At 68.7% G+C, this 22,866-nt stretch carries 28 protein-coding genes; 6 read left to right on the forward strand and 22 right to left on the reverse strand.

Annotation, left to right across the window (positions count from 1 at the left end):
• Positions 1–18: 18 nt before the first annotated feature.
• The 14 genes from ACIA8G_RS13700 to ACIA8G_RS13765 form a co-directional block, all read right to left on the reverse strand.
• The gene (locus ACIA8G_RS13700) at positions 19–1,539 is read right to left on the reverse strand and encodes a YifB family Mg chelatase-like AAA ATPase (RefSeq protein WP_396418764.1); all 1,521 of its coding nucleotides are present in this window, start codon (positions 1,537–1,539) and stop codon (positions 19–21) included.
• 1 nt (position 1,540) lies between these two features.
• Positions 1,541–1,915, reverse strand: coding sequence for a YraN family protein (locus ACIA8G_RS13705; protein ID WP_396418765.1), 375 nt, complete (start codon positions 1,913–1,915; stop codon positions 1,541–1,543).
• Between the two features lie 151 nt (positions 1,916–2,066).
• A complete protein-coding gene (locus tag ACIA8G_RS13710) occupies positions 2,067–2,390 on the reverse strand; it encodes a DUF2469 domain-containing protein (protein ID WP_030468024.1) in 324 nt (107 codons plus the stop codon).
• The gene (locus ACIA8G_RS13715) at positions 2,390–3,181 is read right to left on the reverse strand and encodes a ribonuclease HII (RefSeq protein WP_396418766.1); all 792 of its coding nucleotides are present in this window, start codon (positions 3,179–3,181) and stop codon (positions 2,390–2,392) included. Before ACIA8G_RS13715 ends, ACIA8G_RS13710 begins: the two co-directional genes overlap by 1 nt.
• Positions 3,178–4,041 (reverse strand): signal peptidase I, encoded by an 864-nt coding sequence (gene lepB / locus ACIA8G_RS13720; RefSeq protein ID WP_396418767.1) that lies wholly within the window; start codon positions 4,039–4,041, stop codon positions 3,178–3,180. The genes ACIA8G_RS13715 and lepB (ACIA8G_RS13720) overlap by 4 nt, the downstream gene beginning before the upstream one ends.
• A 4-nt stretch (positions 4,042–4,045) precedes the next feature.
• Entirely contained in the window at positions 4,046–4,786 is a 741-nt protein-coding gene (gene lepB / locus ACIA8G_RS13725; protein ID WP_396418768.1) for a signal peptidase I, read from the reverse strand.
• A gap of 3 nt (positions 4,787–4,789) precedes the next feature.
• Positions 4,790–5,149 carry a 50S ribosomal protein L19 gene (gene rplS / locus ACIA8G_RS13730; RefSeq protein ID WP_396418769.1) on the reverse strand — a complete coding sequence of 120 codons (360 nt, stop codon included), beginning with the start codon at positions 5,147–5,149 and terminating at the stop codon, positions 4,790–4,792.
• 151 nt (positions 5,150–5,300) lie between these two features.
• Positions 5,301–6,047, reverse strand: a complete 747-nt coding sequence (trmD, locus tag ACIA8G_RS13735; protein ID WP_396418770.1) for a tRNA (guanosine(37)-N1)-methyltransferase TrmD — start codon at positions 6,045–6,047, stop codon at positions 5,301–5,303.
• Positions 6,037–6,552 carry a ribosome maturation factor RimM gene (gene rimM, locus ACIA8G_RS13740; RefSeq protein ID WP_396418771.1) on the reverse strand — a complete coding sequence of 172 codons (516 nt, stop codon included), beginning with the start codon at positions 6,550–6,552 and terminating at the stop codon, positions 6,037–6,039. Before rimM ends, trmD begins: the two co-directional genes overlap by 11 nt.
• Positions 6,553–6,569: 17 nt before the next feature.
• Positions 6,570–6,809: an RNA-binding protein gene (locus ACIA8G_RS13745; RefSeq protein WP_030468017.1), complete on the reverse strand. Its 240-nt coding sequence runs from the start codon at positions 6,807–6,809 to the stop codon at positions 6,570–6,572.
• A complete protein-coding gene (rpsP, locus tag ACIA8G_RS13750; protein WP_396418772.1) occupies positions 6,806–7,249 on the reverse strand; it encodes a 30S ribosomal protein S16 in 444 nt (147 codons plus the stop codon). The genes ACIA8G_RS13745 and rpsP overlap by 4 nt, the downstream gene beginning before the upstream one ends.
• 125 nt (positions 7,250–7,374) lie before the next feature.
• Positions 7,375–8,106 (reverse strand): LamB/YcsF family protein, encoded by a 732-nt coding sequence (locus tag ACIA8G_RS13755; RefSeq protein WP_396418773.1) that lies wholly within the window; start codon positions 8,104–8,106, stop codon positions 7,375–7,377.
• The gene (locus ACIA8G_RS13760; protein ID WP_396418774.1) at positions 8,106–8,882 is read right to left on the reverse strand and encodes a lysostaphin resistance A-like protein; all 777 of its coding nucleotides are present in this window, start codon (positions 8,880–8,882) and stop codon (positions 8,106–8,108) included. Before ACIA8G_RS13760 ends, ACIA8G_RS13755 begins: the two co-directional genes overlap by 1 nt.
• A gap of 599 nt (positions 8,883–9,481) precedes the next feature.
• Positions 9,482–10,363, reverse strand: a complete 882-nt coding sequence (locus ACIA8G_RS13765) for an RNA polymerase sigma-70 factor (RefSeq protein WP_396419655.1) — start codon at positions 10,361–10,363, stop codon at positions 9,482–9,484.
• A 146-nt stretch (positions 10,364–10,509) separates the two neighbouring features.
• On the opposite strand from ACIA8G_RS13765, the gene ACIA8G_RS13770 reads away from it, so the two are divergent.
• The gene (locus ACIA8G_RS13770) at positions 10,510–10,989 is read left to right on the forward strand and encodes a carboxymuconolactone decarboxylase family protein (protein ID WP_396418775.1); all 480 of its coding nucleotides are present in this window, start codon (positions 10,510–10,512) and stop codon (positions 10,987–10,989) included.
• Here the strand turns inward: ACIA8G_RS13770 and ACIA8G_RS13775 are convergent.
• Together ACIA8G_RS13775 and ffh are read right to left on the reverse strand one after the other, a co-directional pair.
• Positions 10,986–12,047 carry an amidohydrolase family protein gene (locus tag ACIA8G_RS13775; protein ID WP_396418776.1) on the reverse strand — a complete coding sequence of 354 codons (1,062 nt, stop codon included), beginning with the start codon at positions 12,045–12,047 and terminating at the stop codon, positions 10,986–10,988. The two genes, ACIA8G_RS13770 and ACIA8G_RS13775, sit on opposite strands and share 4 nt — an antisense overlap.
• Positions 12,048–12,071: 24 nt before the next feature.
• Entirely contained in the window at positions 12,072–13,625 is a 1,554-nt protein-coding gene (ffh, locus tag ACIA8G_RS13780) for a signal recognition particle protein (protein ID WP_396418777.1), read from the reverse strand.
• Positions 13,626–13,768: 143 nt separating this feature from the next.
• On the opposite strand from ffh, the gene ACIA8G_RS13785 reads away from it, so the two are divergent.
• Genes ACIA8G_RS13785 through ACIA8G_RS13805 form a run of 5 tightly spaced genes read left to right on the forward strand, consistent with a single transcriptional unit; the run spans position 13,769 to position 15,830 of the window.
• Entirely contained in the window at positions 13,769–13,963 is a 195-nt protein-coding gene (locus ACIA8G_RS13785; RefSeq protein WP_396418778.1) for a hypothetical protein, read from the forward strand.
• Between the two features lie 5 nt (positions 13,964–13,968).
• Positions 13,969–14,493: a DUF6879 family protein gene (locus ACIA8G_RS13790; RefSeq protein WP_396418779.1), complete on the forward strand. Its 525-nt coding sequence runs from the start codon at positions 13,969–13,971 to the stop codon at positions 14,491–14,493.
• A complete protein-coding gene (locus tag ACIA8G_RS13795) occupies positions 14,490–15,344 on the forward strand; it encodes a helix-turn-helix domain-containing protein (RefSeq protein ID WP_396418780.1) in 855 nt (284 codons plus the stop codon). The genes ACIA8G_RS13790 and ACIA8G_RS13795 overlap by 4 nt, the downstream gene beginning before the upstream one ends.
• Before the next feature lie 46 nt (positions 15,345–15,390).
• Positions 15,391–15,621: a zinc finger protein gene (locus ACIA8G_RS13800; RefSeq protein ID WP_396418781.1), complete on the forward strand. Its 231-nt coding sequence runs from the start codon at positions 15,391–15,393 to the stop codon at positions 15,619–15,621.
• The gene (locus tag ACIA8G_RS13805) at positions 15,618–15,830 is read left to right on the forward strand and encodes a hypothetical protein (RefSeq protein ID WP_396418782.1); all 213 of its coding nucleotides are present in this window, start codon (positions 15,618–15,620) and stop codon (positions 15,828–15,830) included. The genes ACIA8G_RS13800 and ACIA8G_RS13805 overlap by 4 nt, the downstream gene beginning before the upstream one ends.
• Here ACIA8G_RS13805 and ACIA8G_RS13810 read toward each other — a convergent pair.
• From ACIA8G_RS13810 to ACIA8G_RS13835, 6 genes are all read right to left on the reverse strand, one after another.
• A complete protein-coding gene (locus tag ACIA8G_RS13810) occupies positions 15,823–16,437 on the reverse strand; it encodes an HAD family hydrolase (protein WP_396418783.1) in 615 nt (204 codons plus the stop codon). The two genes, ACIA8G_RS13805 and ACIA8G_RS13810, sit on opposite strands and share 8 nt — an antisense overlap.
• Entirely contained in the window at positions 16,434–16,994 is a 561-nt protein-coding gene (locus tag ACIA8G_RS13815; protein WP_396418784.1) for an AAA family ATPase, read from the reverse strand. The genes ACIA8G_RS13810 and ACIA8G_RS13815 overlap by 4 nt, the downstream gene beginning before the upstream one ends.
• A gap of 69 nt (positions 16,995–17,063) precedes the next feature.
• A complete protein-coding gene (locus ACIA8G_RS13820; RefSeq protein ID WP_396418785.1) occupies positions 17,064–18,086 on the reverse strand; it encodes a hypothetical protein in 1,023 nt (340 codons plus the stop codon).
• On the reverse strand, positions 18,077–19,093 hold the full coding sequence (locus tag ACIA8G_RS13825) for a hypothetical protein (RefSeq protein WP_396418786.1): 1,017 nt from the start codon (positions 19,091–19,093) through the stop codon (positions 18,077–18,079). Before ACIA8G_RS13825 ends, ACIA8G_RS13820 begins: the two co-directional genes overlap by 10 nt.
• 79 nt (positions 19,094–19,172) lie before the next feature.
• The gene (locus ACIA8G_RS13830) at positions 19,173–20,291 is read right to left on the reverse strand and encodes a hypothetical protein (RefSeq protein WP_396418787.1); all 1,119 of its coding nucleotides are present in this window, start codon (positions 20,289–20,291) and stop codon (positions 19,173–19,175) included.
• Between the two features lie 244 nt (positions 20,292–20,535).
• Positions 20,536–22,860, reverse strand: a complete 2,325-nt coding sequence (locus tag ACIA8G_RS13835; protein ID WP_396418788.1) for a [protein-PII] uridylyltransferase — start codon at positions 22,858–22,860, stop codon at positions 20,536–20,538.
• Positions 22,861–22,866: the final 6 nt, after the last annotated feature.

A 22,866-nucleotide genomic window follows, 5' to 3' on the forward strand; every position in this document is an offset into this window, starting at 1 on the left:
GCGGGCTTGGGGTGGGGGTCATTTGGAGCGGCGTTCTCGGAAGTTCAGGGCGGCGGCTACGTGGTCGGCGGTGGGGCGGGCCGACTCGGCTAGGTCGGCGAGGGTCCAGGCGACTCGCAGGCAGCGGTCGGCTCCTCTGCCCGTCAGGGCGCCTGTGGCCAGGGCTCGGTCCAGCAGGGCCGTTGTCGGGCGCGGCAGGGCGAACTCGCGGCGTAGGGCTGGGCCTGGGACCGCTGCGTTGGTGGGCCAGCTGTGGCCGTGGCTCGACCAGCGGGTCGCGGCTCGGGTTCTGGCTTTCAGGACGCGTTCGCGGACTGTGGCGGTGGGTTCTGGGGGTGCGGCGTCGGCGTTCGACATGGCTGTGGTGGCTCTCATGCGGACGCGGAGGTCCACGCGGTCCAGCAGCGGGCCGGAGAGGCGGGCCTGGTAGCGGCGGCGGACTATCGGGGTGCAGACGCAGTCGATCTCTTTCGGCGGGGCGCAGGGGCAGGGGTTCGTGGCGAGGATCAGCTGGAAGCGGGCCGGGTAGCGGGCTACGCCGTCGCGGCGGGCTATGCGGACCTCGCCGGCTTCCAGGGCTGTGCGGAGGGTGTCGATGGTCTTCGGGCCGAACTCGCAGGCCTCGTCCAGGAACAGGACGCCCTTGTGGGCCTGGGAGGCGGCGCCCGGCTTTGCCATGCCGGTGCCGCCGCCCACCAGCGCGGTGATCGACGTGGTGTGGTGGACGGAGACGAACGGGGGGCTGGCCACCAGCGGGGAGTCGGACGTCAGGACGCCGGCTACCGAGTGGACGGCTGTCACGGCCAGCGCGTCCTGGCGGGTCAGGGGTGGGAGCAGGCCGGCCAGGCGTTCGGCCAGCATGGTCTTGCCGGTGCCCGGTGGGCCGCTCAGGAGCAGGTGGTGGGCGCCCGCGGCGGCCACCTCCAGCGCCCAGCGGGCCTCTGGCTGGCCCACCACGTCCGCCAGGTCGGGGCCTTCCGGAGGGCCCGGCTCCTCGGCCGGCGAAGGAGGTTGCAGGGCGGCGAGTTCGGCTCGCAGCCAGGCGAGGACCTCGGACAGCGTCACCGCGCCGTGGACTTCCACGCCGTCCACCAGCGCGGCTTCGGGCAGGGCGTCCACCGGGACGACGGCGGTGTGCAGGCCGGCACGGCGGGCGGCCAGCAGGGACGGGAGGACGCCTCGGATCGGGCGGACGCGACCGTCCAGGGCCAGTTCGCCCAGCAGCACGGTGCCGGCCAGGCGGTCGGGCGGGACCGAGCCAGCGGCGGCCAGGGTCGCGCAGGCGATGGCCAGGTCGTAGCTGCTGCCGCCCTTGGGCAGGTTCGCCGGGGAGAGGCCCAGGACGATGCGCTGCTTGGGCCACTCTTCGTTGCTGTTGCGGACGGCGGCCTTCACCCGCTCCTTCGACTCGTGCAAAGAAGCGTCCGGCAGGCCGAGGAGGTGGGTGCGGGGCTGGCCCACGCCCACGTCGGCCTCGATCTCCACGGGCAGACCGTCCACGCCGCAGAGGGCCACCGACCACGCCTGCGCGAGACCCATCTCAGGCTCCCCGCAGGTGTTCCAGCTGCGGTTCGCCGTCAGGGGGCCAGGTGACCGAGATCAGGTCTACCCGGACCGGGCACCAGCCGACCCGGTGGGCGGCCAGCCAGCGCAGGGCTGTTCGGCGCAGGCGGGACAGCTTGCGCTCGTCCACAGCCTCGTCCGGACGGCCCCACACCGGACCTGTCCGGGTCTTGACCTCGCAGACGACCAGGCGGTCGCCCTCCACGGCCACGACATCGAGCTCGCCGTCGCGGCACGTCCAGTTCCGCGACAGGACGACCAGGCCCTGCCCCTCCAGGTACCTGCACGCCAGGTCTTCCCCCTTGTGCCCCAGCTCCTGCTGCCGGGTGCCCACCACTGCCTGCGCTGCCATTGCCCTCGCCTCCCTGCGGGTCGTTGGGTACGACCTTGCAGGGTGGGGCGGGGTGGGTGGCCGGGCTGAGGGGAATCTGTGGACAACTCGGCGGCTGTGGACAAGTCGGCCGTTGTCGATCTTGAAACGGCGGAATTGTCGGTGGGGTGTGCTATGTGGGGAACGGCCCGCTTTCCGGCAGGCGAAGGTCCGGCTTGTCCAGCTCCTCCACGTTCACGTCCTTGAACGTGATGACACGAACGTTCTTGACGAAGCGCGCGGGGCGGTACATGTCCCACACCCACGCGTCCGACATGCGCACCTCGAAGTACACCTCGCCGTCGGCGTTGCGCACCTGCACGTCCACCGAGTTGGCCAGGTAGAAACGCCGTTCGGTCTCCACGACGAACGAGAACTGGCTGACGATGTCGCGGTACTCCTTGTACAGCGACAGCTCCATCTCGGTCTCGTACTTCTCGAGATCCTCTGCACTCATTACGCCTCCGCGCGGGTCATCTGCTCCGCGCCCTCACTCGTCGCGAGCTCCCCGGCGTCAGCCGGGGTTGCATCATTCTGGACCACAGCCGTCACGGTCGTACCGCGCGCCACCCTGTGCGGCGCGGCGAGACCGTGCTTGGAGGCCGCCGCTGCCACATTTACATACGACCAGCGATGCTCTGCACACGGCCCGTGTTCCATCAACGCGGCGGTGTGCTCCGGTGTGCAGTACCCCTTGTGCACGTTGAACCCGTACTGCGGATACCGCGAGTGCAGGTCCTCCATGATCCGGTCCCGCGTGACCTTGGCCAGCACAGATGCCGCCGCCACGCACGCCGCCGCCTGGTCGCCCTTGATCACCGCGACGCTCGGCGCGGGCATCCCCGGCACCTTGAAGCCGTCGGTCAGCACGTATCCGGGGTGCGTCCCCATCTGCGCCACCGCGCGCCGCATGCCCTCGAGGTTCATGACGTGGATGCCCAGCCAGTCGATCTCGGCGGGCGACACGACGATCACGGAGTGATCCACGGCACGCTTCAGCACCAGGTCGTACATCCGGTCGCGCGCCAGAGCCGTCATCAGCTTCGAGTCGTTCAAACCCTCGAGCCGTGCCGCGTCACCCGGCCGCAACACGCACGCCGCAATCACCAACGGCCCGGCACAGGGGCCGCGCCCTGCCTCGTCGACGCCGGCGACCGGACCGAGCCCACGGCGCTCCAGCGAGCCCTGCAGCGCCCAGTTGCCCGCCGAGCCCCTCACCACCGCGCGAGGCGGCAACAGCATGGTCATCGGCGGAATCGGTCTCGCACTCGACGCCCGAGCAGCAGAAGCGGCCACGCCGCGACGATACCCACGCCCAGCGGAACGTTCTCCTGCCAGCCCGGTGCACCCATCGACACTGTCTGCGGGTCGTGGTCGGACACCCCGCCCCACCTCGACGGCGGCAGCACGATCACGCGCGCCTTGCCGATCACGTTGTCCACCGGCACCAGCCCGTTGAGCCCGCCCTGCCCCTGGCAGCGCGAGTCGCACGAGTGGTTGCGGTTGTCGCCCAGCACGAACAACATCCCGTCCGGGATCTTGAGCTCCTCGAACGCCTCCTGCTCGGCCGGCGTGCCCTCGTCGTAGTGCTTGTACGGCTCGTCGAGCGGCTTGCCGTCGACCGTCACGCGGTTCTGCTCGTCGCAGCACTTCACGGTCTGCCCGCCGACGGCGATCACGCGCTTGACGAAGTCCTCCTCGTTCGCCGACGGCAGCCCGACGAGCGACCCCAGCCACGACAGCCCCTGCGAGATCGGGTTGCCGGGCTCGTCGGTGATGAAGTCGTTCTGCCACGACGCGGGCCCGCGGAACACGATCACGTCGCCCGGCGCCGGCTCGGTGAAGCGGTAGGTGACCTTGTCCACGAGCACCCGGTCGCCGTAGCAGTCGGTGCACCCGTGCAGCGTCGACTCCATCGACTCCGACGGGATCATGTAGACGCGACCGAGGAAGATCTGGATGCCGATCGCGAGGCCGAACGCGACCAGGATGAGAACCGGCAGTTCCTTCCAGAAGTTGCCCTTTTTCTTCTTCTTCGAAGGTTTATCCGAAGCGTCCGAACTCGGCTCGTCGCTGGACGGGGTCTGCTCTGGATCGACGTCAACCACGAGATCAGCCTAGGGGCTGAGGGTTGTGATCCGACACAACACTCCACCGATCTTTCGGGAAAACGATGTAGCGGGCCTTGCCGATGACGTTCTCGATCGGCACCGTGCCCGCTACGCCCCCGCCGCCCTGTTTGCGCGAGTCGGTCGAGTTCATCCGGTTGTCGCCCATCATGAACAGGTGCCCCTCCGGCACGCGCACCGGAGCGAACGGCTGGTGGTCCGCCGGCGAAGTGCCGGGCTGCCAGTACACGTAGGGCTCATCAAGCGGTTTGCCGTCCACGACAAGACGGTGCTGCTCATCGCAGCACTGCACCGTCTGGCCAGGCAGCGCGATGACGCGCTTGACGAAGTCACGCTCGTTCGCAGGCGCGATGCCCAGCAGCGAACCGATGTTCTGCACAACGCGCGCAACAGGGTTCGTCGACGGCGGTGTGCGGAAGTCGTTCGTCGTCCACGCCGCGGGGCCGCGGAACACGACCACCTCGCCCGCCTCGACGTCGCCGAAGCGGTAAATGATCTTGTCGACCAGCACGCGGTCGTTCTCGCAGCCGCCGCAGCCGTGCAGCGTGCGCTCCATCGACGCCGAGGGGATCACGTAGACCCGCGCCACGAACGCCTGGATCAGCACCGTCAGCACGACGGCCGTCACGACTACGTAGAGGATTTCTCTCCAGACAGGAGTGCGCCCCCGCTCCGGTTCATCCGGTGCGGAGGCGTCCTCGAAGTCTTCTGTGCTTGAAGCCACCGGTCAGGAGACCGGGCGGGCCTCGCGCTTCTCCTTGATCTTGGCGGCCTTGCCGCGCAGGTCGCGCAGGTAGTACAGCTTGGCGCGACGCACGTCACCGCGGGTCGCGACCTCGATCTCGGCGATGTTCGGGGAGTGCACCGGGAAGGTGCGCTCGACGCCGACACCGAACGAGACCTTGCGGACGGTGAAGGTCTCGCGGATGCCGCCGCCCTGGCGACGGATCACGACGCCCTGGAACACCTGGACGCGCTCGCGCGAGCCCTCGATGACGCGGACGTGGACCTTCAGCGTGTCACCCGCGCGGAAGCTCGGGATGTCAGAGCGCAGCGACTGGGCGTCGAGTGCGTCCAGGATGTTCATCGGTGGTTCCTCACGTATCTGTGAACTCCCCAGAGCATGTTCCATGACAGTGCACGACATGATGGGGGTCGGCTGGGCGCGCGCCGGTATGACAACCGGCTGCGGCAACTGTTCCAGTGTGCCAGACGGGGCACCCCGGAATGAAATCGGGCTACTCCTCGCCCTCGCGCAGGCGCGCGAGCAGTGCCCGGTCGTGCTTGTCCAACGCTTCCGCCGGCAACGATTCCAGCAGGTCAGGACGCCTTTCGAAGGTCCTCACGAGCGATTGGTCGCGCCGCCAGCGGTTGATCAGCTTGTGGTTCCCGCCACGCAGCACGTCCGGCACGGCGAGCTCGCGCCACACCTCCGGCCGCGTGTAGCTCGGGCCTTCGAGCAGGCCGTCCTGGAACGAGTCCTCGGCGTGCGACTTCGGGTTCCCGAGCACGCCGGGCAGCAGCCGCGCGACCGCTTCCACGATCGCGAGCACGGCCACCTCGCCGCCGACCAGCACGTAGTCACCGATGGACACCTCATCGACGCGCACGCGCCGTGATGCGTCATCAACAACACGCTGGTCGATGCCCTCGTAGCGACCGCACGCGAACACGAGGTGCTCTTCGGCCGCGTACTCGTGCGCGAGCGCCTGGGTGAACGGACGTCCGGCCGGCGTCGGCACGATGAGGCGCGTCTGGTCGGTGCACACGTCATCGAGCGCCTGGCCCCAGATGTCGGCCTTCATGACCATGCCGGGGCCACCGCCGTACGGGCTGTCGTCGACGGCCTTGTGCACGTCCTGGGTCCAGTCCCGCAGGTCGTGGACACCGACGCTGATCAGGCCTTTGTCGATCGCCTTCCCGAGCAACGCGGCACGCAGCGGCGCCAGGTACTCCGGGAAGATCGTGACGACGTCAATCTGCATCGATCAGACCCTCTGGCGGGTCGATCACGACGCGGCCACCGCGAACGTCGACGGTCGGCACGATCTCGCGCACGAACGGCACGAGCACCTCGCGCTCGTCCATGACCAGCACCAGCAGCTCACCGCCGAGACCGTGCAGGATCTCCTTGACCGTGCCGAGCTTCGTACCGTCGACGTGCTCCGCCGCGAGCCCTTCGAGCTCGTGGTCGTAGAACTCGTCGGGGTCGTCGTTCGGCGGCAGGTCGTCGGTGCTGCCCAGCAGCAAAGTGCCGCGCAACGACTCCGCGACATCACGCGTGACGACTTCCTCGAAACGCACGAGCAGCCGCCCGGCATGAGGCCGGGCGGCTGACACGGTGAGGCTTCGGAACGTGCCGTCACGCAGCTTGCCCTGGAGCGTGGCCCCAAGAGCGAACCGCATTTCGGGTGAATCGGTGCGCACGTCAATGGCGAGTTCGCCAGTGATCCCGTGCGCCTTGGCCACACGGCCGACGACGACGTCCATTTGCCCTTGAAGTTCGTTCAGCGGTCGGTGTCGACGACGTCGACCCGCACGCCGCGACCGCCGATACCGGCCATCACGGTGCGCAGAGCAGTCGCGGTACGACCGCCACGGCCGATCACCTTGCCGAGGTCGTCCGGGTGGACGTGGACCTCGAGGGTGCGGCCGCGGCGGGTCGTGACGAGGTTCACCCGGACGTCGTCCGGGTGGTCGACGATGCCGCGAACGAGGTGTTCGAGGGCGTCAGCCAACAAACTCACGCCTCGTCCTTGGGCGCCTCGGCGTCAGCCTTCGGGGCCTCTTCGGCCTTCTTGGCCTTCTTCGCCTTCGGCGTGGTGGCCTCGGTCATCGGCTCGGAGTTCGCGGCGGCGAGCGCGGCGGCGAAGAGCTCGGCCTTCGGGGTCTTCGGCTCCTTGACACGCAGGGTGCCCTCGGCGCCGGGCAGGCCCTTGAACTTCTGCCAGTCACCGGTGATCTCGAGGATCCGCTGCACGGACTCGGTCGGCTGCGCGCCGACACCCAGCCAGTACTGCGCACGCTCGGAGTCGACCGCGATGAACGACGGCTCTTCCTTGGGGTGGTACTTGCCGATCGTCTCGATCGCCTTGCCGTCGCGGCGGGTGCGCGCGTCGGCGACCACGATGCGGTAGTACGGCTGGCGGATCTTGCCGAGACGCTGAAGCTTGATCTTGACGGCCACGAGTGTGGTGCTCCTTGAACTCTGTGTTGGTGTTGCGCACAACCGCGGCCCGGGCAGAGGGGCCGACCGCGGCGGACGAACGGCAATTGTGCCAGATGGGAGCCCGTGGATCCGAATCGGGGCTCCTAGACGAACGCGGTGACGGTGCCGAGCGCTTCTTTCACCGCCCGTGCGTGCTCGACCGCCCCTGGGGTGTCGCCGTGCACGCACAGTGACTCGGCCTGCGTCTTGATCACCGTGCCGTCGACCGCGACGATCTCGCCTTCTTGGAGCCTCGTCGCTCGTTCGATGATCTGCGCGGTGTCGGTGAGCAGCGCGTTCGGCTGGCTGCGCGGGACCAGCGTGCCTTCCGGCGTGTAGCCGCGATCGGCGAACGCCTCCTGGACGGCCCGCAATCCGGTCGCCTCGGCCTTGGCCAGCAGCCGGGAACCCGGGAGGCCGAGGATGGGCAGCCTCCCGAACGCTTTGGTGCCGTTGACCACGGCTTCCGCCTGCTTCTCGTGGTGCACCGTCGCGTTGTAGAGGGCGCCGTGCGGCTTCACGTACACGACCTCGGTGCCTGCTGCTCGTGCGCACGCGTCCAGTGCGCCGATTTGGTAGAGCACCTCGTCGGCCAGCTCGATGGGATCGGCGTCGATGAAGCGCCGCCCGAAGCCGGCGAGGTCGCGGTAGGAGACCTGCGCGCCGATCTTGACGCCGGTTCTTGCGGCCTCCTCGCACACCTTGCGCATCGTGGACGGATCACCGGCGTGGAAGCCGCACGCGACGTTCGCGCTGGTGATGATGCTCAAGAGAGCGTTGTCGTCACCGAGCTTCCAGATGCCGAAGCCCTCGCCGAGGTCGCTGTTGAGGTCCATCACATGACCCCGACGGAGACGAGGAGGAGCGTGAGTCCGGGGAGGAAGTTGTTCATCACGTGCGCCACGATGCTCGCCCCGAGCCGGCGGGTGACCAGGCGGGCGATGCCGATCGGGATGGCGATCACGAGGAGCAACGACGTGCGCAGCGGCTCGAAGTGGCCGATCGCGAAGATCACCGTCGTGAGCGCGAACGCGGCCCAGCGGCTCCAGCCCTGCCGTTCGACCGCACCCCACAGCAGACCGCGGTAGATGATCTCCTCGCAGACCGGCCCGATGAGGCTGACGTAGAGGAACATCGTGATCGCGGCGGCGATCGGCAGGTTCGCGCCGGTCAGCAGGTCGCCGACGGCACTGGTGGCGTTCTCCTCTCCGACGACCTTCGCCCAGACCGTGGCGGCGGCGTAGGTGAGGACGAGGCCGAGGATGCCGAGCTTGAGGCCGACGACGACGTCTTCCTTGGTCATGCTGAACCGGAGATCGATCTTCGGCCCGTTGCCCCGGACGTACGTGATCACGATGGCCACCGCGGCCGCGAGCACGGTCGGCACGATCGAGCCGATCAGCACGAACGTCACGGAGTTGACCAGGCTGACGCCGAACTGCCTCGCAACGGCCGTGATGAACACGGCACTGAGGATGAAAACAGCCTCTACCAGCAGAAACGCGCCGAACCCCCAGCGCTGGCCGACCCTTTGGGGCTCCGGATTGCGGCTGATGTCCCGCACGCTCTCGATGAAGCCTTTGCCCGGCTTCGGGGACTCCGGCTCACTCACGCTCTGCAATCTAGTCACGCGGCGGCTGCCAGCGGAGGCACGACGGTCTGTGACACTCTCATGATCAGCTCACCTCGCGATCGACGGCTCTTGAAGCACCGATGCGCTGTCGGTGCCTCGCGATACGCTTGGAGTGGGGACCTCGGGCCCCCTTGGGGGAGTGTTGCCGCCCCCGAATCCGAGGCTAGCGTCCTGCACCGACAGAAATCCGGCCAGGCATCTGGTCAAAAGATGGTCAGATCGGGGCCTGCCGGGTGTCCCCCTTCCGCACCTTGACGGATCGGCATGCGGCGGTCTGGGCTAAACCCCGGCCGCTTGAAGATGGCCTGGTCGGGTGGACCTTGAGGCTGCTTTTGAGCTGGGTGCTTCTCGGGATTTGGGCGGCCGCGCGTGGTTAGGGTCGAGACATTGGGTGCCGGACCGGGCAGCGTTCCGGTGGAGGTCCCTCCGAACCGAGAACACACTCGCATTTTGGCCACCTCCGCCCGGTTTCGGGATCCCCACCCCCACGTGTCGTCGCTGCTTGAACTCGACGACGACCTGGCCGCGAAACTGTTGGGACAGCGCCAAGCGTGGCCAGGGTCGACGCGCCGCTGACCTCAGCGACGCAGAGCCGTCTCCTCCGTCATGTGCGAGAGCTTCGCCGGATTCCGCACCGCGTACATCCCACTGATCAGCCCGTCGTCGAACCGCAACGCGAACACGGTGTCGATCTCCCCCTCGGATCGGAAGATCAGCGCCGGGAACCCGTTGACCTGCGCCGGCTCCAGCGATCCGAGTGCCGCGATCTTGGCCAGACCCGCGGCGAGCAGGCGGGAGACCTTGTCGGCGCCCACGATCGGGCGCGGCACGGCCTGTTTCACGCCGCCGCCGTCGCCGAGCAGCACGACGTCGGGTGCCAGCAGGTCGAGCAGGCGCTGGAGATCGCCGGTTGCCACGGCGTGCTGGAAGGCGGCCAGCGCTTCTCGGGCCTGAGCCGCGGAGGCTGTTCCGCGGGGGCGGCGGGCGGCCACGTGCGAGCGGGCTCGGTGGGCGATCTGGCGGACGGCCGCGGCGTTCTTGTCGACTGCTGCGGCGATCTCGTCGTAGTCGAGGTCGAAGACCTCACGCAGGACGAACACCGCGCGTTCAGTCGGGGTGAGGGTTTCCAGGACCAGCATCATCGCCATCGACACGCTGTCGGCCAGTTCGACGTCCTCGGCGACGTCCGGGGTGGTCAGCAGGGGTTCCGGGAGCCAGGAGCCGACGTACGTCTCCTTGCGGCGGCCCAAAGTGCGCAGGCGGCCCAACGCCTGGCGGGTGACTATCCGGACCAGGTAGGCGCGGTGGTTCTCGACGACGTCGTGATCGACGCCGGACCACTTCAGCCACGTCTCCTGCAGCACGTCCTCGGCGTCGGCGGCCGAGCCGAGCATCTCGTAGGCGATCGTGAAGAGCAGGTTGCGGTGGCTGACGAACGTGTCGGTCGCGACGTCCGGCATGGACTCCTCCTGGTGAACGGGTCTCTCCACGAGACGCCGGCGAACCTCCGCTTGTGACAGTGGCGTGGGTCACAAGAACGAGCTGTCACGTCCGGCATGGCGGCGGCATCTCGTGGTCGTTCGACACACCCACGAGGGAGGAAATCATGGAACCGCGCTTCGACCTCTTCACCACGGAGACCGGCGCCAAGCTCGCAAAGCGGTTCGCTGGCCTCAGCCAGGTGCTCCACCAGTCGCCGCTGCCGAAGATCGTGATCGAACTGGTCAGCCTGCGGGCCAGCCAGCTCAACGGCTGCGGCTTCTGCCTCGACATGCACGTCAAGGAGGCCATCGCCGCGGGCGAGGACCCGATGCGGTTGCACCTCGTGGCGGGCTGGCGGGAGACCACGGTCTTCACCGAGGCCGAGCAGGCGGCGCTGGCGTTCGCTGAAGAGGGCACGCTGCTCACCCGCGAGGGCGTGGGCGACGAGACCTGGGCGAACCTGCGCAAGCACTTCGACGACGAGCAGGTCGCCGCGCTGGTCTGCCTGATCGGGCTGATCAACGCGGCCAACCGGATGGCCGTCATCACGCACCAGAAGGGCGGGTCGTACGAACCCGGGATGATGGCCCAGTTCCAGAGTTAGTGGATGCGGCCCCGCAGCATGACCATGCGCGGCGAGCGCAGCGTTTCGAGGTTCACCCGCGGGTCTTCGTCGTAGACCACGATGTCCGCGGCCGCGCCTTCCGTCAGTGAGGGGAAGCCGAGCCACTCGCGGGCACGCCACGACGCGGCGCCGATGGCGTCCGCGGCGGTCATGCCCACGCGGTTCAGGGCGACGATCTCGTCGACGATTCGGCCGTGCTGGATGCCGCCGCCGGCGTCCGTGCCGGCGTAGACCGGCACGCCTGCCTCAATGGCCGCACCGACTGTGGCCGCGCAGCGGGCGTGCAGGTCGCGCATGTGGTCCGCGTACGACGGGTACTTGGCGGCCTTGTCCGCGATGCCGGGGAACGTCTCGATGTTGATCAGCGTCGGGACGAGCGCGGTGCCCTGCTCGGCCATCAGCGCGATGGTGTCGTCGGTGAGGCCCGTGCCGTGCTCGATGCAGTCGATGCCCGCGTTGATCAGGCCGGGCAGCGCGTCCTCGCCGAACACGTGGGCCGTCACGCGGGCGCCCGCGTCGTGGGCGACCTTCATGGCGGCGGCCAGTTCGTCGTCCGTCCACAGTGGAGCGAGGTCACCTACGCCGCGGTCGATCCAGTCGCCGACCAGCTTCACCCAGCCGTCGCCGTGCGCGACCTGCTCCGCGACCGCCGAGGCCAGGTCGGACTCGATCTCCACGCCGATGTACGGGATGTAGCGCTTCGGGCGGGCGATGTGGCGGCCCGCCCGAATGATCCTCGGCAGGTCGAGGCGCTCCTGCAACGGCGTGGTGTCGATCGGCGAACCGCAGTCGCGGATCAGCAACGTGCCCGCGTCGCGGTCCGTCAGCGCCTGCTCGACGGCCTCTGTCAGCTCGACGCCGCCCTGCGGGCCCAGGCCGACGTGACAGTGCGCGTCGACCAGGCCCGGGACCAGGAACCCACCGTCGACAACGGTCGTAGCGCCCGGCACCGGCTTGGTGCGGACACGGCCGTTGACGATCCACAGGTCTCGCGGTTCGCCGTCCGGCAGGACGACGCCGCGCAGGTGCAGTGTCATTTTCCTCGGGTCAGTTTCCCTGGGTCACTTGTCGAACTTGAACTTCGTCGGGTCGAAGCCGGGAGGCAGCTCGTTCATGCCGCCGCCGTCAAGACCTGGGGGCAGCTGGCCGGGCATCCCGCCGGGGATCCCACCGGGAGGCATGCCGGGCATTCCGCCGGGGAACATGCCTGGGAAGCCGCCCTTGATCTTCGGCGGCGTCGGGCCGCGTCCGCCCTTGCCCTTCTTCCCCTTCTTGCCCTTGCGGGTCTTGCTGCCGCCACCGCCACCGAAGCCCATCCGGCCGGCCATCGCCGACATCATCTTGCGGGCCTCGAAGAAGCGGTTGACCAGGTCGTTGACGTCGCTGACCTTGACGCCGGAGCCGTTCGCGATGCGCAGCCGGCGGGAGCCGTTGATGATCTTCGGGTCGTCCCGCTCGGCCGGGGTCATGCCGCGGATGATCGCCTGGATGCGGTCGAGGTGCTTCTCGTCCAGCATCCCGAGCTGGTCCTTCATCTGACCGGCGCCGGGGAGCATGCCGAGCAGGTTCGCGATCGGGCCCATCTTGCGGATCGCGAGCATCTGCTCGAGGAAGTCCTCGAGCGTCAACTGACCGGAGTGCAGCTTCGCCGCGGCCTTCTCGGCCTGGTCCTGGTCGAAGTGCTGCTCGGCCTGCTCGATCAGCGTGAGGACGTCACCCATGCCGAGGATGCGCGAAGCCATCCGGTCGGGGTGGAAGACGTCGAAGTCCTCGAGCTTCTCGCCGTTGGACGCGAAGAGGATCGGCTGACCGGTGACCTCGCGGACCGACAGCGCGGCACCACCGCGGGCGTCGCCGTCGAGCTTGGTGAGAACGACACCGGTGAAGCCGACGCCGTCGCGGAACGCCGTGGCCGTGTTGATCGCGTCCTGGCCGACCATCGCGTCGACCACGAACAGGACCTCGTCCGGGTTGACCGCGGCCCGGATGTCGATGGCCTGCTTCATCATCTCTTCGTCGACACCGAGCCGGCCGGCCGTGTCGACGAGGACGATGTCGTGCTGCTTCGCCTTGGCTTCCTCGATACCGCGGCGCGACACCGAGACCGGGTCGCCGACGCCGTTGCCGGGCTCGGGAGCGAAGACGGGCACGCCCGCGCGCTCACCGACGACCTGGAGCTGCGTCACCGCGTTCGGGCGCTGCAGGTCGGCCGCGACGAGCAGCGGCGTGTGACCCTGGCCCTTCAGCCACTTGGCGAGCTTGCCGGCGAGCGTCGTCTTACCGGCACCCTGCAGACCCGCCAGCATGATCACCGACGGCGGGTTCTTCGCGAGGTTCAGCCTGCGGGTCTCGCCGCCGAGGACGTTGACGAGCTCCTCGTTGACGATCTTCACGACCTGCTGGGCCGGGTTCAGCGCCTGGTGCACCTCGGCACCCTTGGCGCGTTCCTTCACCTTGGAGATGAAGTTGCGCACCACGGGCAGCGCGACGTCCGCCTCGAGCAGGGCGACCCTGATCTCGCGCGCGGTGGCGTCGATGTCGGCGTCGCTGAGCCTGCCCTTGCCGCGAAGGCCCTGGAGAACCGTTGTCAGCCGGTCGGAAAGCGTAGAGAACACGCCTCCACCCTACTGTCCCGCTGCGCGCCGCCTCGTTGAAGTGCCTCGAACTGCGGTAAAGGGTTGTCACCAGCCGATCGGGGTATGGCCCCGAACGGACCTAGTCGTGTACACATAGACATCACGACTAGAAGGGCGGGACGATGAACTACCGACTGTTGTCACAAGAAGCCTGCAAAGGTAAACAAACGTGCCCCAGCGTGTGGGTAGCGGACACAGATCCGGACCACGTTGTGATCGTCGGCGCGCTCGTACCAACAGGAACGGTGCCGTCCGGCCCCGATGAGGTTGCAGTGAGGCTGCGCCGCAGCACCATCGTCGATGCCGGATTGGCCTGAACATCGTGGACCTGACCGAGTTGGGCCGGATCCAGGACGCGGCCACGACGTACAACTTCCGCCTGGAAACACTCCCCCAGTACCTGGTCCCTCAGGAAGAGGAGGACCTGGCCAGGTGGCGAGCGGGTGTTCGCGAGCTGGAATCACCCGAGACGAGTGACTGGCTGGCCGAGATCAAGCGAGACACCGAGCGCGGTCTCCGCTGGCACCGCGTACACGTACTCGACTACCCGCTGTGCGAGTACTCCGAGTTCGAGCTCTACGGCTACCAGGCGAACCAGGCCGCGGGCGAGGAGGTCTACATCGCCAATCGCGCCTGGAGCGAAGAACTGCGAGACCTCCACGAGGACTTCTGGCTGACCGATGGCAAGATCGCCGTCCGGATGATCTACGACGACGAGGGTCACTTCCTGCGCCCCGAACTGATCGACGACGTCGCGCCATATGTGGAGATCAGGGATCTCGCCCTGCGACACGCCGTGAGCCTGACCGAGTACCTGGAGAAGTGGGAGCCCAGACTGATCGCATGACCGAGCTGTCCGAGGAACGTCAACGACTCGCGTCGATCCTGCGCTCGCTGCGCATCGACGCGGCCTTGTCGACCACGGAACTCGCTCGCCGGTTGAACTGGTCGCAGTCGAAGGTGTCGAAGACCGAGCGCGGCGAAACGTTGCCTCCGCCCGAAGACGTCGAACGGTGGGCCCAGCTCACGAAGGCGTCCAGGGAGGTTCGGGACGAACTTTCTTGGCTCGCGACCGCCACCACGGCCGATGCCGTCGAGTGGAAGCGCGCCATGGCACCCGGCCGCCGTCGCTGGCAGCAGGAGATCCATCGTCTGGAGGCGAACGCGTCCGTGGTGCGGGTGTTCTCGCCTGACGTCGTCGTCGGACTGGCTCAGATCCGCCCGTACGCCGAGATGATGTTCCGGATGGGCAGCGATGTCGACCCCGATGAGTCTCTCGACGAGATCGTCAGTGCCCGCCTTGATCGACAGGAGACCTTGAACAACTCCGGCCGGCGGTTCGAGTTCGTCATGGACGAGACAGCCTTGCGCCGCAGGATCATTCCGGCGCCGGACATGCGAGTGCAGATCGAGCGCCTGATCCACCTGTCGTCCCAGGCGAACATCGACATCGGCGTGATCAAGTTCGACGCGACCGACCTCACCCATCAATACCTGGGGTTCGCGATCATCGGCGATCCGACCCTCGATGCCGAGTCGATCGTGCTCGCCGAGACCCCGACCAAGGGGTTGCGAATACGCGCCACAGAGGAGATCAACGAGTACGTGAAGCACTTCAACGCATTGCGAGCCACCGCCACCAGCGGAGACGACCTGCGTGCGTTTCTCCAGGAGGTCATCGGGAGCATCGACGGGTGATTTCTCGTGCCGCCACCTAGTCGCGGTAACGATTGGAGAAAGACTAATGCGTCAGCACCGCTGGCAGGACGCCGCCGGACTCCGGCACGCCATCAGCCTGCAGAGCTACCCACTCCCGCCCCGCCCAGGCGAGGAGATCCAGACCCTGTGCGGCGAAGACCTCGAACTCACCGAGCAGGACTTCCCGCAACTGCCGCAGTACCAACGACTCAAGGGCACGTGCTTCACCTGCCAGGCCGAGTGGCGGGCACGCGAGAGCCTGAGGCCGGTCCCATGACCTTCGAAGACGACATCGTGCTCATCGGCCAGCTGAACAAGGCCGTCGCGATGGAGAGCCCGCAGGCCGGCCGGGCCATGGCGGAGATCTTCAGCGACCTGCTCGGCAACCAGACCTCGCCCCAGCGCGCCGCGCGGTTGCGGGAGCTCGCCGACCTGTTGACCGACTTCGGCACCTACCTGCGCAACCGGGCGGACGTGCTCAGTTGATCCCGTGCCGCGCCAACGCCTCCACCAGCACAGGCTCACGACGCCCCACCGGAGCCGTGGACACCAGCTGGAACCGCAACCCAGCCGCCACCGCCGCCCCATCCGCCACCGGGTCATCCCCGAGGTAAAGACACTCCGCAGGCTCGACATCGAGCCGCACGCAAGCAGCCTGAAAAGCACGAACAGACGGCTTGGAGACGCCGATCTCGAACGACAGAGCAAAGGCGTCCACGGCCAGCGACTCCCGCGAGAACACCGACCGGATGTCCCAGGAGATGTTCGAAAGCACCCCGACCTTCAACGGCCGCGCCGCAGCCAGCGCCGGAGCGGCATCGGGGTACGGCAGCCAGAACGCCGGGTTGTTCAGGCGCTGGAACAGGTCGTCGGGCATCGAGAGCCCTGCCAGCCGGAACAGGGTCCAGTAGGCCGAGCGCGAAGCCAGCACTGTGAGGTCACGGGCGTCCCACACGGCACGTTCCGCGGCGTTCATGCGTGCCACGAACGGTGCCGGGGCGCGCAGCACCGAGAGGTGCGGCGGGGAGAGCCACCTGTAGGTCGGACGGCCGAACAGGGTGCCTGCGAAGTCGAAGAGAACCGCCTTGATCACGACACCATGATGCGCAGACCACCGGCCGTTCCCGCACGGGTGAGCAGCGTCACTGTCGCGAACCCGAAGGGCACCCAGCCCGCCTCGAACTGGGCGCGCATCGAGGTGCCGCGGCGGACGTGTCGTTCGAACGCGTGGGTCCGGACGATTCGGCGGCGGGCGATCTGGCCGTCCAGGGCCTGGGCTGCCGAGGCGTCCAGCCACAGGAAGTGGCGTGGACGCCCCGACACCAGGCCGGCCAGCACCAGCATGAAACGGGTGCCGGGGCGGGTGGACGGCTCGTGGACCACGAGCAGGCCCGTGCTGAACAGTGCCGCCCAGAACACGCGGGAGCGGTGCGTCAGGTGCACGAGGACCCGCCAGTACTTGTACGGCAGGGGCAGGCGCGGTTCCAGCCACATCCGCACCTGGTCCGAGTCGAGCACGGTGACCGGTTCGTCCGCGTCCAGGCGCGTGAGCAGCGTCGTCTTGCCCGCGCCGGGGATTCCGGCGAGGACGACGAGCGAGCGCGGCTGCACCCGGATGGCGGCGATCTGCGTGTTCAACACGGCGGTCATGTCCTAGAAGACGTTTCGACCTTCCTGTTCGTTCAGTTTGGTCCGATTTCAGAACGAATGCACAGGTTTTCAGCGCCAAAGAACAGCTCGTGAGTCCCCATTCGCATCGAAAGTGGTGCCGCTCACGGCACCGCGGTCGTTCATGCCTGTCACGGAACTGGCGGTCGCGCCTGGCGGGAGTGGCAGCACCGAGGTCTTGCCCTGGTGCCACTTCACCGCGGACGAATCGGCGAAACCGGCCGCGTCACCACGGTTGTTCACCAGCAGTGCCCCGCCCAAACCCAGATCGCGGGACGGGCACCAACTCACGGCGTGCCCGGCGGCGATGCCTACTACCTGGCCGTGGTCGTTCACGTCCGTGGCCGTGTCGCCTTCCAGCACCGTCTCGCCAGAGCGGTCCCAACGGGCCGCCGTGGCGCCCTTGCGGCCCACGAGCGTGCCAGCAGAGTTGAACCCACGCGCGTTGGTCCCCGCTCCGAACGACACGGGCTGGCCCGAGAACGTCCAGCGCACCGCGTAGCTGTCGTCGCCGAACGCGTTGCCCGCGACCTCGCCCCTGTCGTTGATCTCGAACACCGCGGCGCTCGTGGTGCCGGCGGGCAGAGCGAGCACGGTCGCCTTGCCGAACGGGTCCCAGCGCACCGCCTTGCTCACCTCGTCGATCACCGCGGTGCCCGCGACGAATCCGGCCGAGTTCACGTCACGGGCGTACGACGTGGTGGCGCCCGGCACGACCAGTTCGCGCAACGCACCCGTCGCGTCCCAACGCACCGCGCGTGCACGGCCGTCGGCGCCCTCGGAGTAACCCACCACCACACCCTGGTCGTTCACCGAGTACGCGAACGATGTGCGGCCGAGGCCGGGCAACGGCAAGGCGCGCCCGGAACGGTCCCAGCGCACGGCGTGCGGCGTCGAGATGTCCGCGTAGGAGTTCCCGACCACCACGCCTGACGCGTTGATCGCGCTGGTTTCGCTGGACACGTCACCCGGCAGCACGCCGAGGTCCACCACTGAGGTCTCCGCGCCCGCCGGTGTCGCGGACACGGCCAGCAGCAAGGCTGCCGCGGCAATTCCCTTGAAGATCAACGCCATACCGCCGCACGGTAGATGTTGCCGGGGAAGCCGACCACACCGATCACCTGATCGTTCTCGCTCAGTCCGGAAACCGTGCTGCGGTTCGCACCCGACGGCACCGGGAGCTGGGTCTGGACACCGGTCGAGGACCAGGTCACCGCCCACGAACCGGCGGTGCCGGCGACGGTTCCGGCGTTGTTGATGTCGTTGGCGGTCGACGGGGCCGGCGCGATCGGCTGCGCGACCGTGCCCTCCTCCGCTCGCCAGCGCACGGCCTGGTTGCCGGCGACGCCGACGATCCAGCCGTTGTCCGAGAGGTCGCGCGGGCTGCTGCCGGCGCCCAGCGGGGCACGACGGCGGCCTACCCAGAGCACGCCCTCGCCCGACACGCTGCCGATGGCGTCGGCGGCCTGGTTGTGGCCGTTGAGGAACGCACCGGGGCTGTCGAAGACGAACAGGTTGCCCTGGTCGGTCCACCGCGCCGGCTGGTCGCCGGAGAAGCCGAGCACCCAGCCCGCCTCGGTGATGAACCGGCCGGAGCCCTCGCCGAACACCGTCGCGGTGCCCGCGCGGTCCCAGACGACGGCGTGGCTGACCCCGTTGATCCGGGCGGTGCCCGTGACGGTGCCGGAGTCGTTGATGTCGTAGGCGACTCCGGCCGCCGCGCCCGGAACCGTCAGCACGGTCAACGCGCCGCTGGCGTCCCAGCGGGCCGGTTGGGCCTCGCTCGCCGAGTCGATGACGTAACCGACGACGCTGCTGCCTGAGTTGATGGCGCTCGACCACGAATCGAAGCCGAGATCGTTGAGCTTCTTGATCGGTGCGTTGCGGTCCCACCGCACTGCGTGCTGCGCGGTGCCGGTGCCCATCGAGACACCGGCGATCGAACCGGATTCGTTGATGTCCTGCGCGGTGCTTCTGAGGTCACCCGGCAACGTGCCGAGGTCCTCGACCGCCGGTGCCGCATGAGCGGCCGGCGTGGTGATCAAGGCCGCCGCGACGGCAGCCACCAATGCGATTCTCATCGTGTTCCTCCCCAGTCAGAACAACGAAGAGTCAGCCTGCCCCAGCCCTGTCATCGTTGTCCAGGGCGTGGAACCGCTCTCAACGCCAGAGAACCGCCTGCGGGAAGCCACCGTCGTGCACGATGCCCGCGGTGAGGCCGGACCGGTTGACCAGGGACGCCGAGGCTGCGCCACCAGGCTTCTTCGGCAGCACGACGAGCTGGTCGTCGCTGTTCCAGCGCACCGGGAAGCCCCGCGACTCACCGACTGCAAGGCCCGCGTTGTTGATCGCCAGCACCCTGCTCCCGCTCAGGTCGGCCGGGTCGCCGGGAGCCTGCTCCAGAGACCTGAACGAGCCGTCCGGGCGCCAGCCTTCCGGCAGCCAGCGGGGCTCCTTGGTCAGGGAGTCGCCCACGACGTCACCGAAGTCGTTGATGTCGTACGCACGCGCGCTCCCACCGGAGCCGACGCCGAGGTCGTCCAACCCGCCGGAGGCGTTGCTGCGGAACGGACGCGTCTGGGTCGTGCGCGGGTCGTACCCGGACCCGACGACGACACCGGAGGCGTTGATCGCCCGGAGTTCGACCGGCCCGCCGAAGGAGCCGAGGTCGGAGACGCGGCCCTGCGCGTCCCAGCGCACGACGTGGACGCTGTTGTCCGCGAAGGTCGCCGTGCCCGCGATGACACCGCGGTCGTTCACCTTGGACGCGTTGGCGGTCCAGGCACCCGGCGGGGTCGCCAGCACGGTCAGCCTGTTGTCGACCCACTTCACGGCCTTGCGTTCCTGGCCGACGACCGCGCTACCGACGATGACGCCCGTCTCGCTGATCCCCCACGCACCCGTGGCGGTGACACCGGGCGGCGTGGCCAGCACGGTGATCTGGTCGCCGTCCCAGCGCACGGCCGGCCAGTCGAAGGTCGTCCTGGCGGCGGCACCGATCGCGGTACCGCTGTTGTTGAGGCCGGTCACCATCGACTCACCACCGCCGAGGTCCGGCAGCCTGGTGGCCTTGCCGTCCCGGCTCCACCGCACGGCGTGCCGGGCGTTGCCGGTGATCGACTCCCCTGCGACCTCACCGGCGTCGTTCATCACCGACGGCCTGCTGCCGAGGTCACCGGGAAGCCGGCTCAGCTCGGTGAAACCGGGATCGGCGACGGCCGGTGCCGCCGCCATCCCCATCGTCAGCAAAGTGGACAGGACTAAGACGGATCTGCGCACGACGGCCCTCCCAAGCCTTTGGCGCACAAGGGGAAACACCGGCCGGAGCCGCTGTCGGTGGTTTACGCGGTGCCTCCCCCGGCGCCGTGAACGATCACCGTCAGCCTGCCCCGGCCGGGCCTGCCCGTCCAGAAAGTGTTCCACCCCTCGAGGACGCTTTCCGGACACCTCAAAGACTGCCAAGTTCCAGAAGTGCGCAGGAGCGTGAGCACCCGGAGTGGTTGTGCGTAGAGCTACTCAACTACTACCTGGCCGCGTCGAGCACGGCCCGTTCGATTCGGCGCCGATCCAGATCGCTGCCCGCGAGGCTGAACGAGTCCACGACGGTCGCGCCCAATGTGGACACGCGCGCCCATCGCACGTCCGCCCCGCACTGCTCCAGTGCGCCGGCGACGCGGTGCAGCAGTCCGATCCGGTCGGCCGCGCGGAGTTCCAGCACCACCGCGCCGGTCGCCTCGTCGTCGAACCACAGCACCTTCGAGGGCGGCGGGTCGAGCGGCGGGCCGCCGTAGTCGCGTTCCTTCGCGGCCAGCTTGTCCGCGAGCGGCAGGGAACCCTCGATCGCCCTGGAAAGCTGTTCGCGCAGCAGCGTGGCGTCCGGCAGCGAGCCGAACCGCGGTGACACGGTGAACGCGTCCACGGTCGCTCCACCGTGCGAGCGCAACGTCGCCGCGTGGACCTCCAGCGAGTTCAGCGCGAGCACACCGGCCGCCTTGGACAGCATGCCCGGCCGGTCCGGTGCCAGCACCGTCACGATCGCCGCGTGGTCCTGCTTCTCCAGCAGCACGTCCGGTTTCCCCGACGCCGCAACACGTTCCGCCATCGCCACGTGAGCGGGATCGAGCGGTTCCGGTTTGGGCAACGCGTCCCCGGCCATCGCCGTGCGGCAGCGTGCCACCAGGTCGGCGAGCAGTGCCGCCTTCCAGTCCGTCCACACGCCAGGACCGGTCGCGAGAGAATCCGACTCCGACAGGGCGTAGAGCAGTTCGAGCAGTACCGCGTCGCCGCCGAGCGTCTCGACCACCCGGTGCACGGTCGCCTCGTCTTCGACGTCGCGCCGGGTCGCGGTGTGCGGCAACAACAGGTGGTGGCGCACCATCGCGGACAACGTCTCGACGTCCTGCGGCCACAACCCGAGCCGCTCACCGATCTGGGTCGCGAGCGCGGCGCCGACCTCGGAGTGGTCCTGCTGCCGTCCCTTCCCGATGTCGTGGATCAACGCGCCCAGCAGCAACAGGTCCGGCCGCGACACCGTGGTCGCCAGCCGCGCGGCGTGCGCGACCGTCTGCACGAGATGCCGGTCGACCGTCCACATGTGCGCGGCGTCGCGCGGCGGCAGGTCCCGCACCGCTCCCCACTCGGGGAACAGCCGGCCCCACAAACCCGTGCGGTCCAACGCTTCCACGACGTCCACGAGCCCGCTGCCGCTGCCCAGCAACGCCAGCAGCTCCTCGCGGGCCTCGCGTGGCCACGGCTGGCGCAGCTCCGGCGCCGAGTCCGCGAGCCGGGTCAGGGTGCCGGCCGCGATCGGGTGCTTGCTCCGCGCCGCCGCCGTCGCGACGCGCAACAACAACGCCGGGTCACGGCTCGGGATCGCGTCACGGGCCAGCGAGACCTCGGAGCCGTGCAGCACAACGCCTTCGTCCAACGGTCTGCGCGGCGGCTGGCCCCGCAGGAAGGCCCCGAGCCCGCGCTTCGGAGCGGCGGCACGAGCGGTCCGCAGCGCCACGTCGAACGCGTAGACGACCGTGCGTGCGGCAGAAGAAAGCGAACGGGCCAAGGCGAACCGGTCGGCCAGCCCGAGCGCGGAGGCCACCTCGTCGCCGTCCTGGGCCCGCAGCACGTCACGCGGTTTCCGCGCCACGCGGCGAAGTTCGGTGCGCACGTCGAGCAGCAACTTGCGTGCTTCGCCGACGTCCGCGGACGGCCGGTCCACCAGCTGCGCGAGCGACAGCGCGTCCAGGATCGTGATGTCCCGCAGCCCGCCGCGACCGTGCTTCAGGTCGGGTTCGACGCGGTGCGCGATCTCGCCGCTGCGGCCCCAGCGCTTCTGCGACGACTCGGCGATCTCGTCCAGCCGGTTGCGGACGTTGCCGCGCCACGCCTGGCGCGCCCCCTCGGCGAGCTTCTGCGAGACCTCCTGGTCACCGGCGATGTGCCGGATGTCCAGCAGTCCCAGCGCGGTCCGCAGATCACCGGCGGCGACCCTGAGCGCCTCGCCGACCGTGCGGACCGAGTGGTCGAGCCCGATGCCGGAGTTCCACAGCGGGTACCAGAGCTTCTCGGCGATCTCGTCGATGTTCTTGACGCCGTTGTGCACCAGGACCAGGTCGAGGTCGGAGTAGGGCACGAGTTCGCGCCGCCCCAGCCCGCCGACCGCCACGAGCGCGATACCCGATCCGGATATCCCCGCTCCCCCCGCGTGTTTGGTGAGCCAGAACTCGTGCAGGTCCACGAGTGCCTCGCGCAGCGGTTCGGCGGTCAAGCGACGACGACCTGGCGTGAGCAGGCGTTCGCGTGCTCGCACCAGGTCGTCAGCCGTGACGACGGCCGTTTCGTTGTTCTCCACGGGCCG

Origin of the sequence: Lentzea sp. NPDC051213, from assembly GCF_044455585.1 — a bacterium.
GTDB lineage: Bacteria > Actinomycetota > Actinomycetes > Mycobacteriales > Pseudonocardiaceae > Lentzea.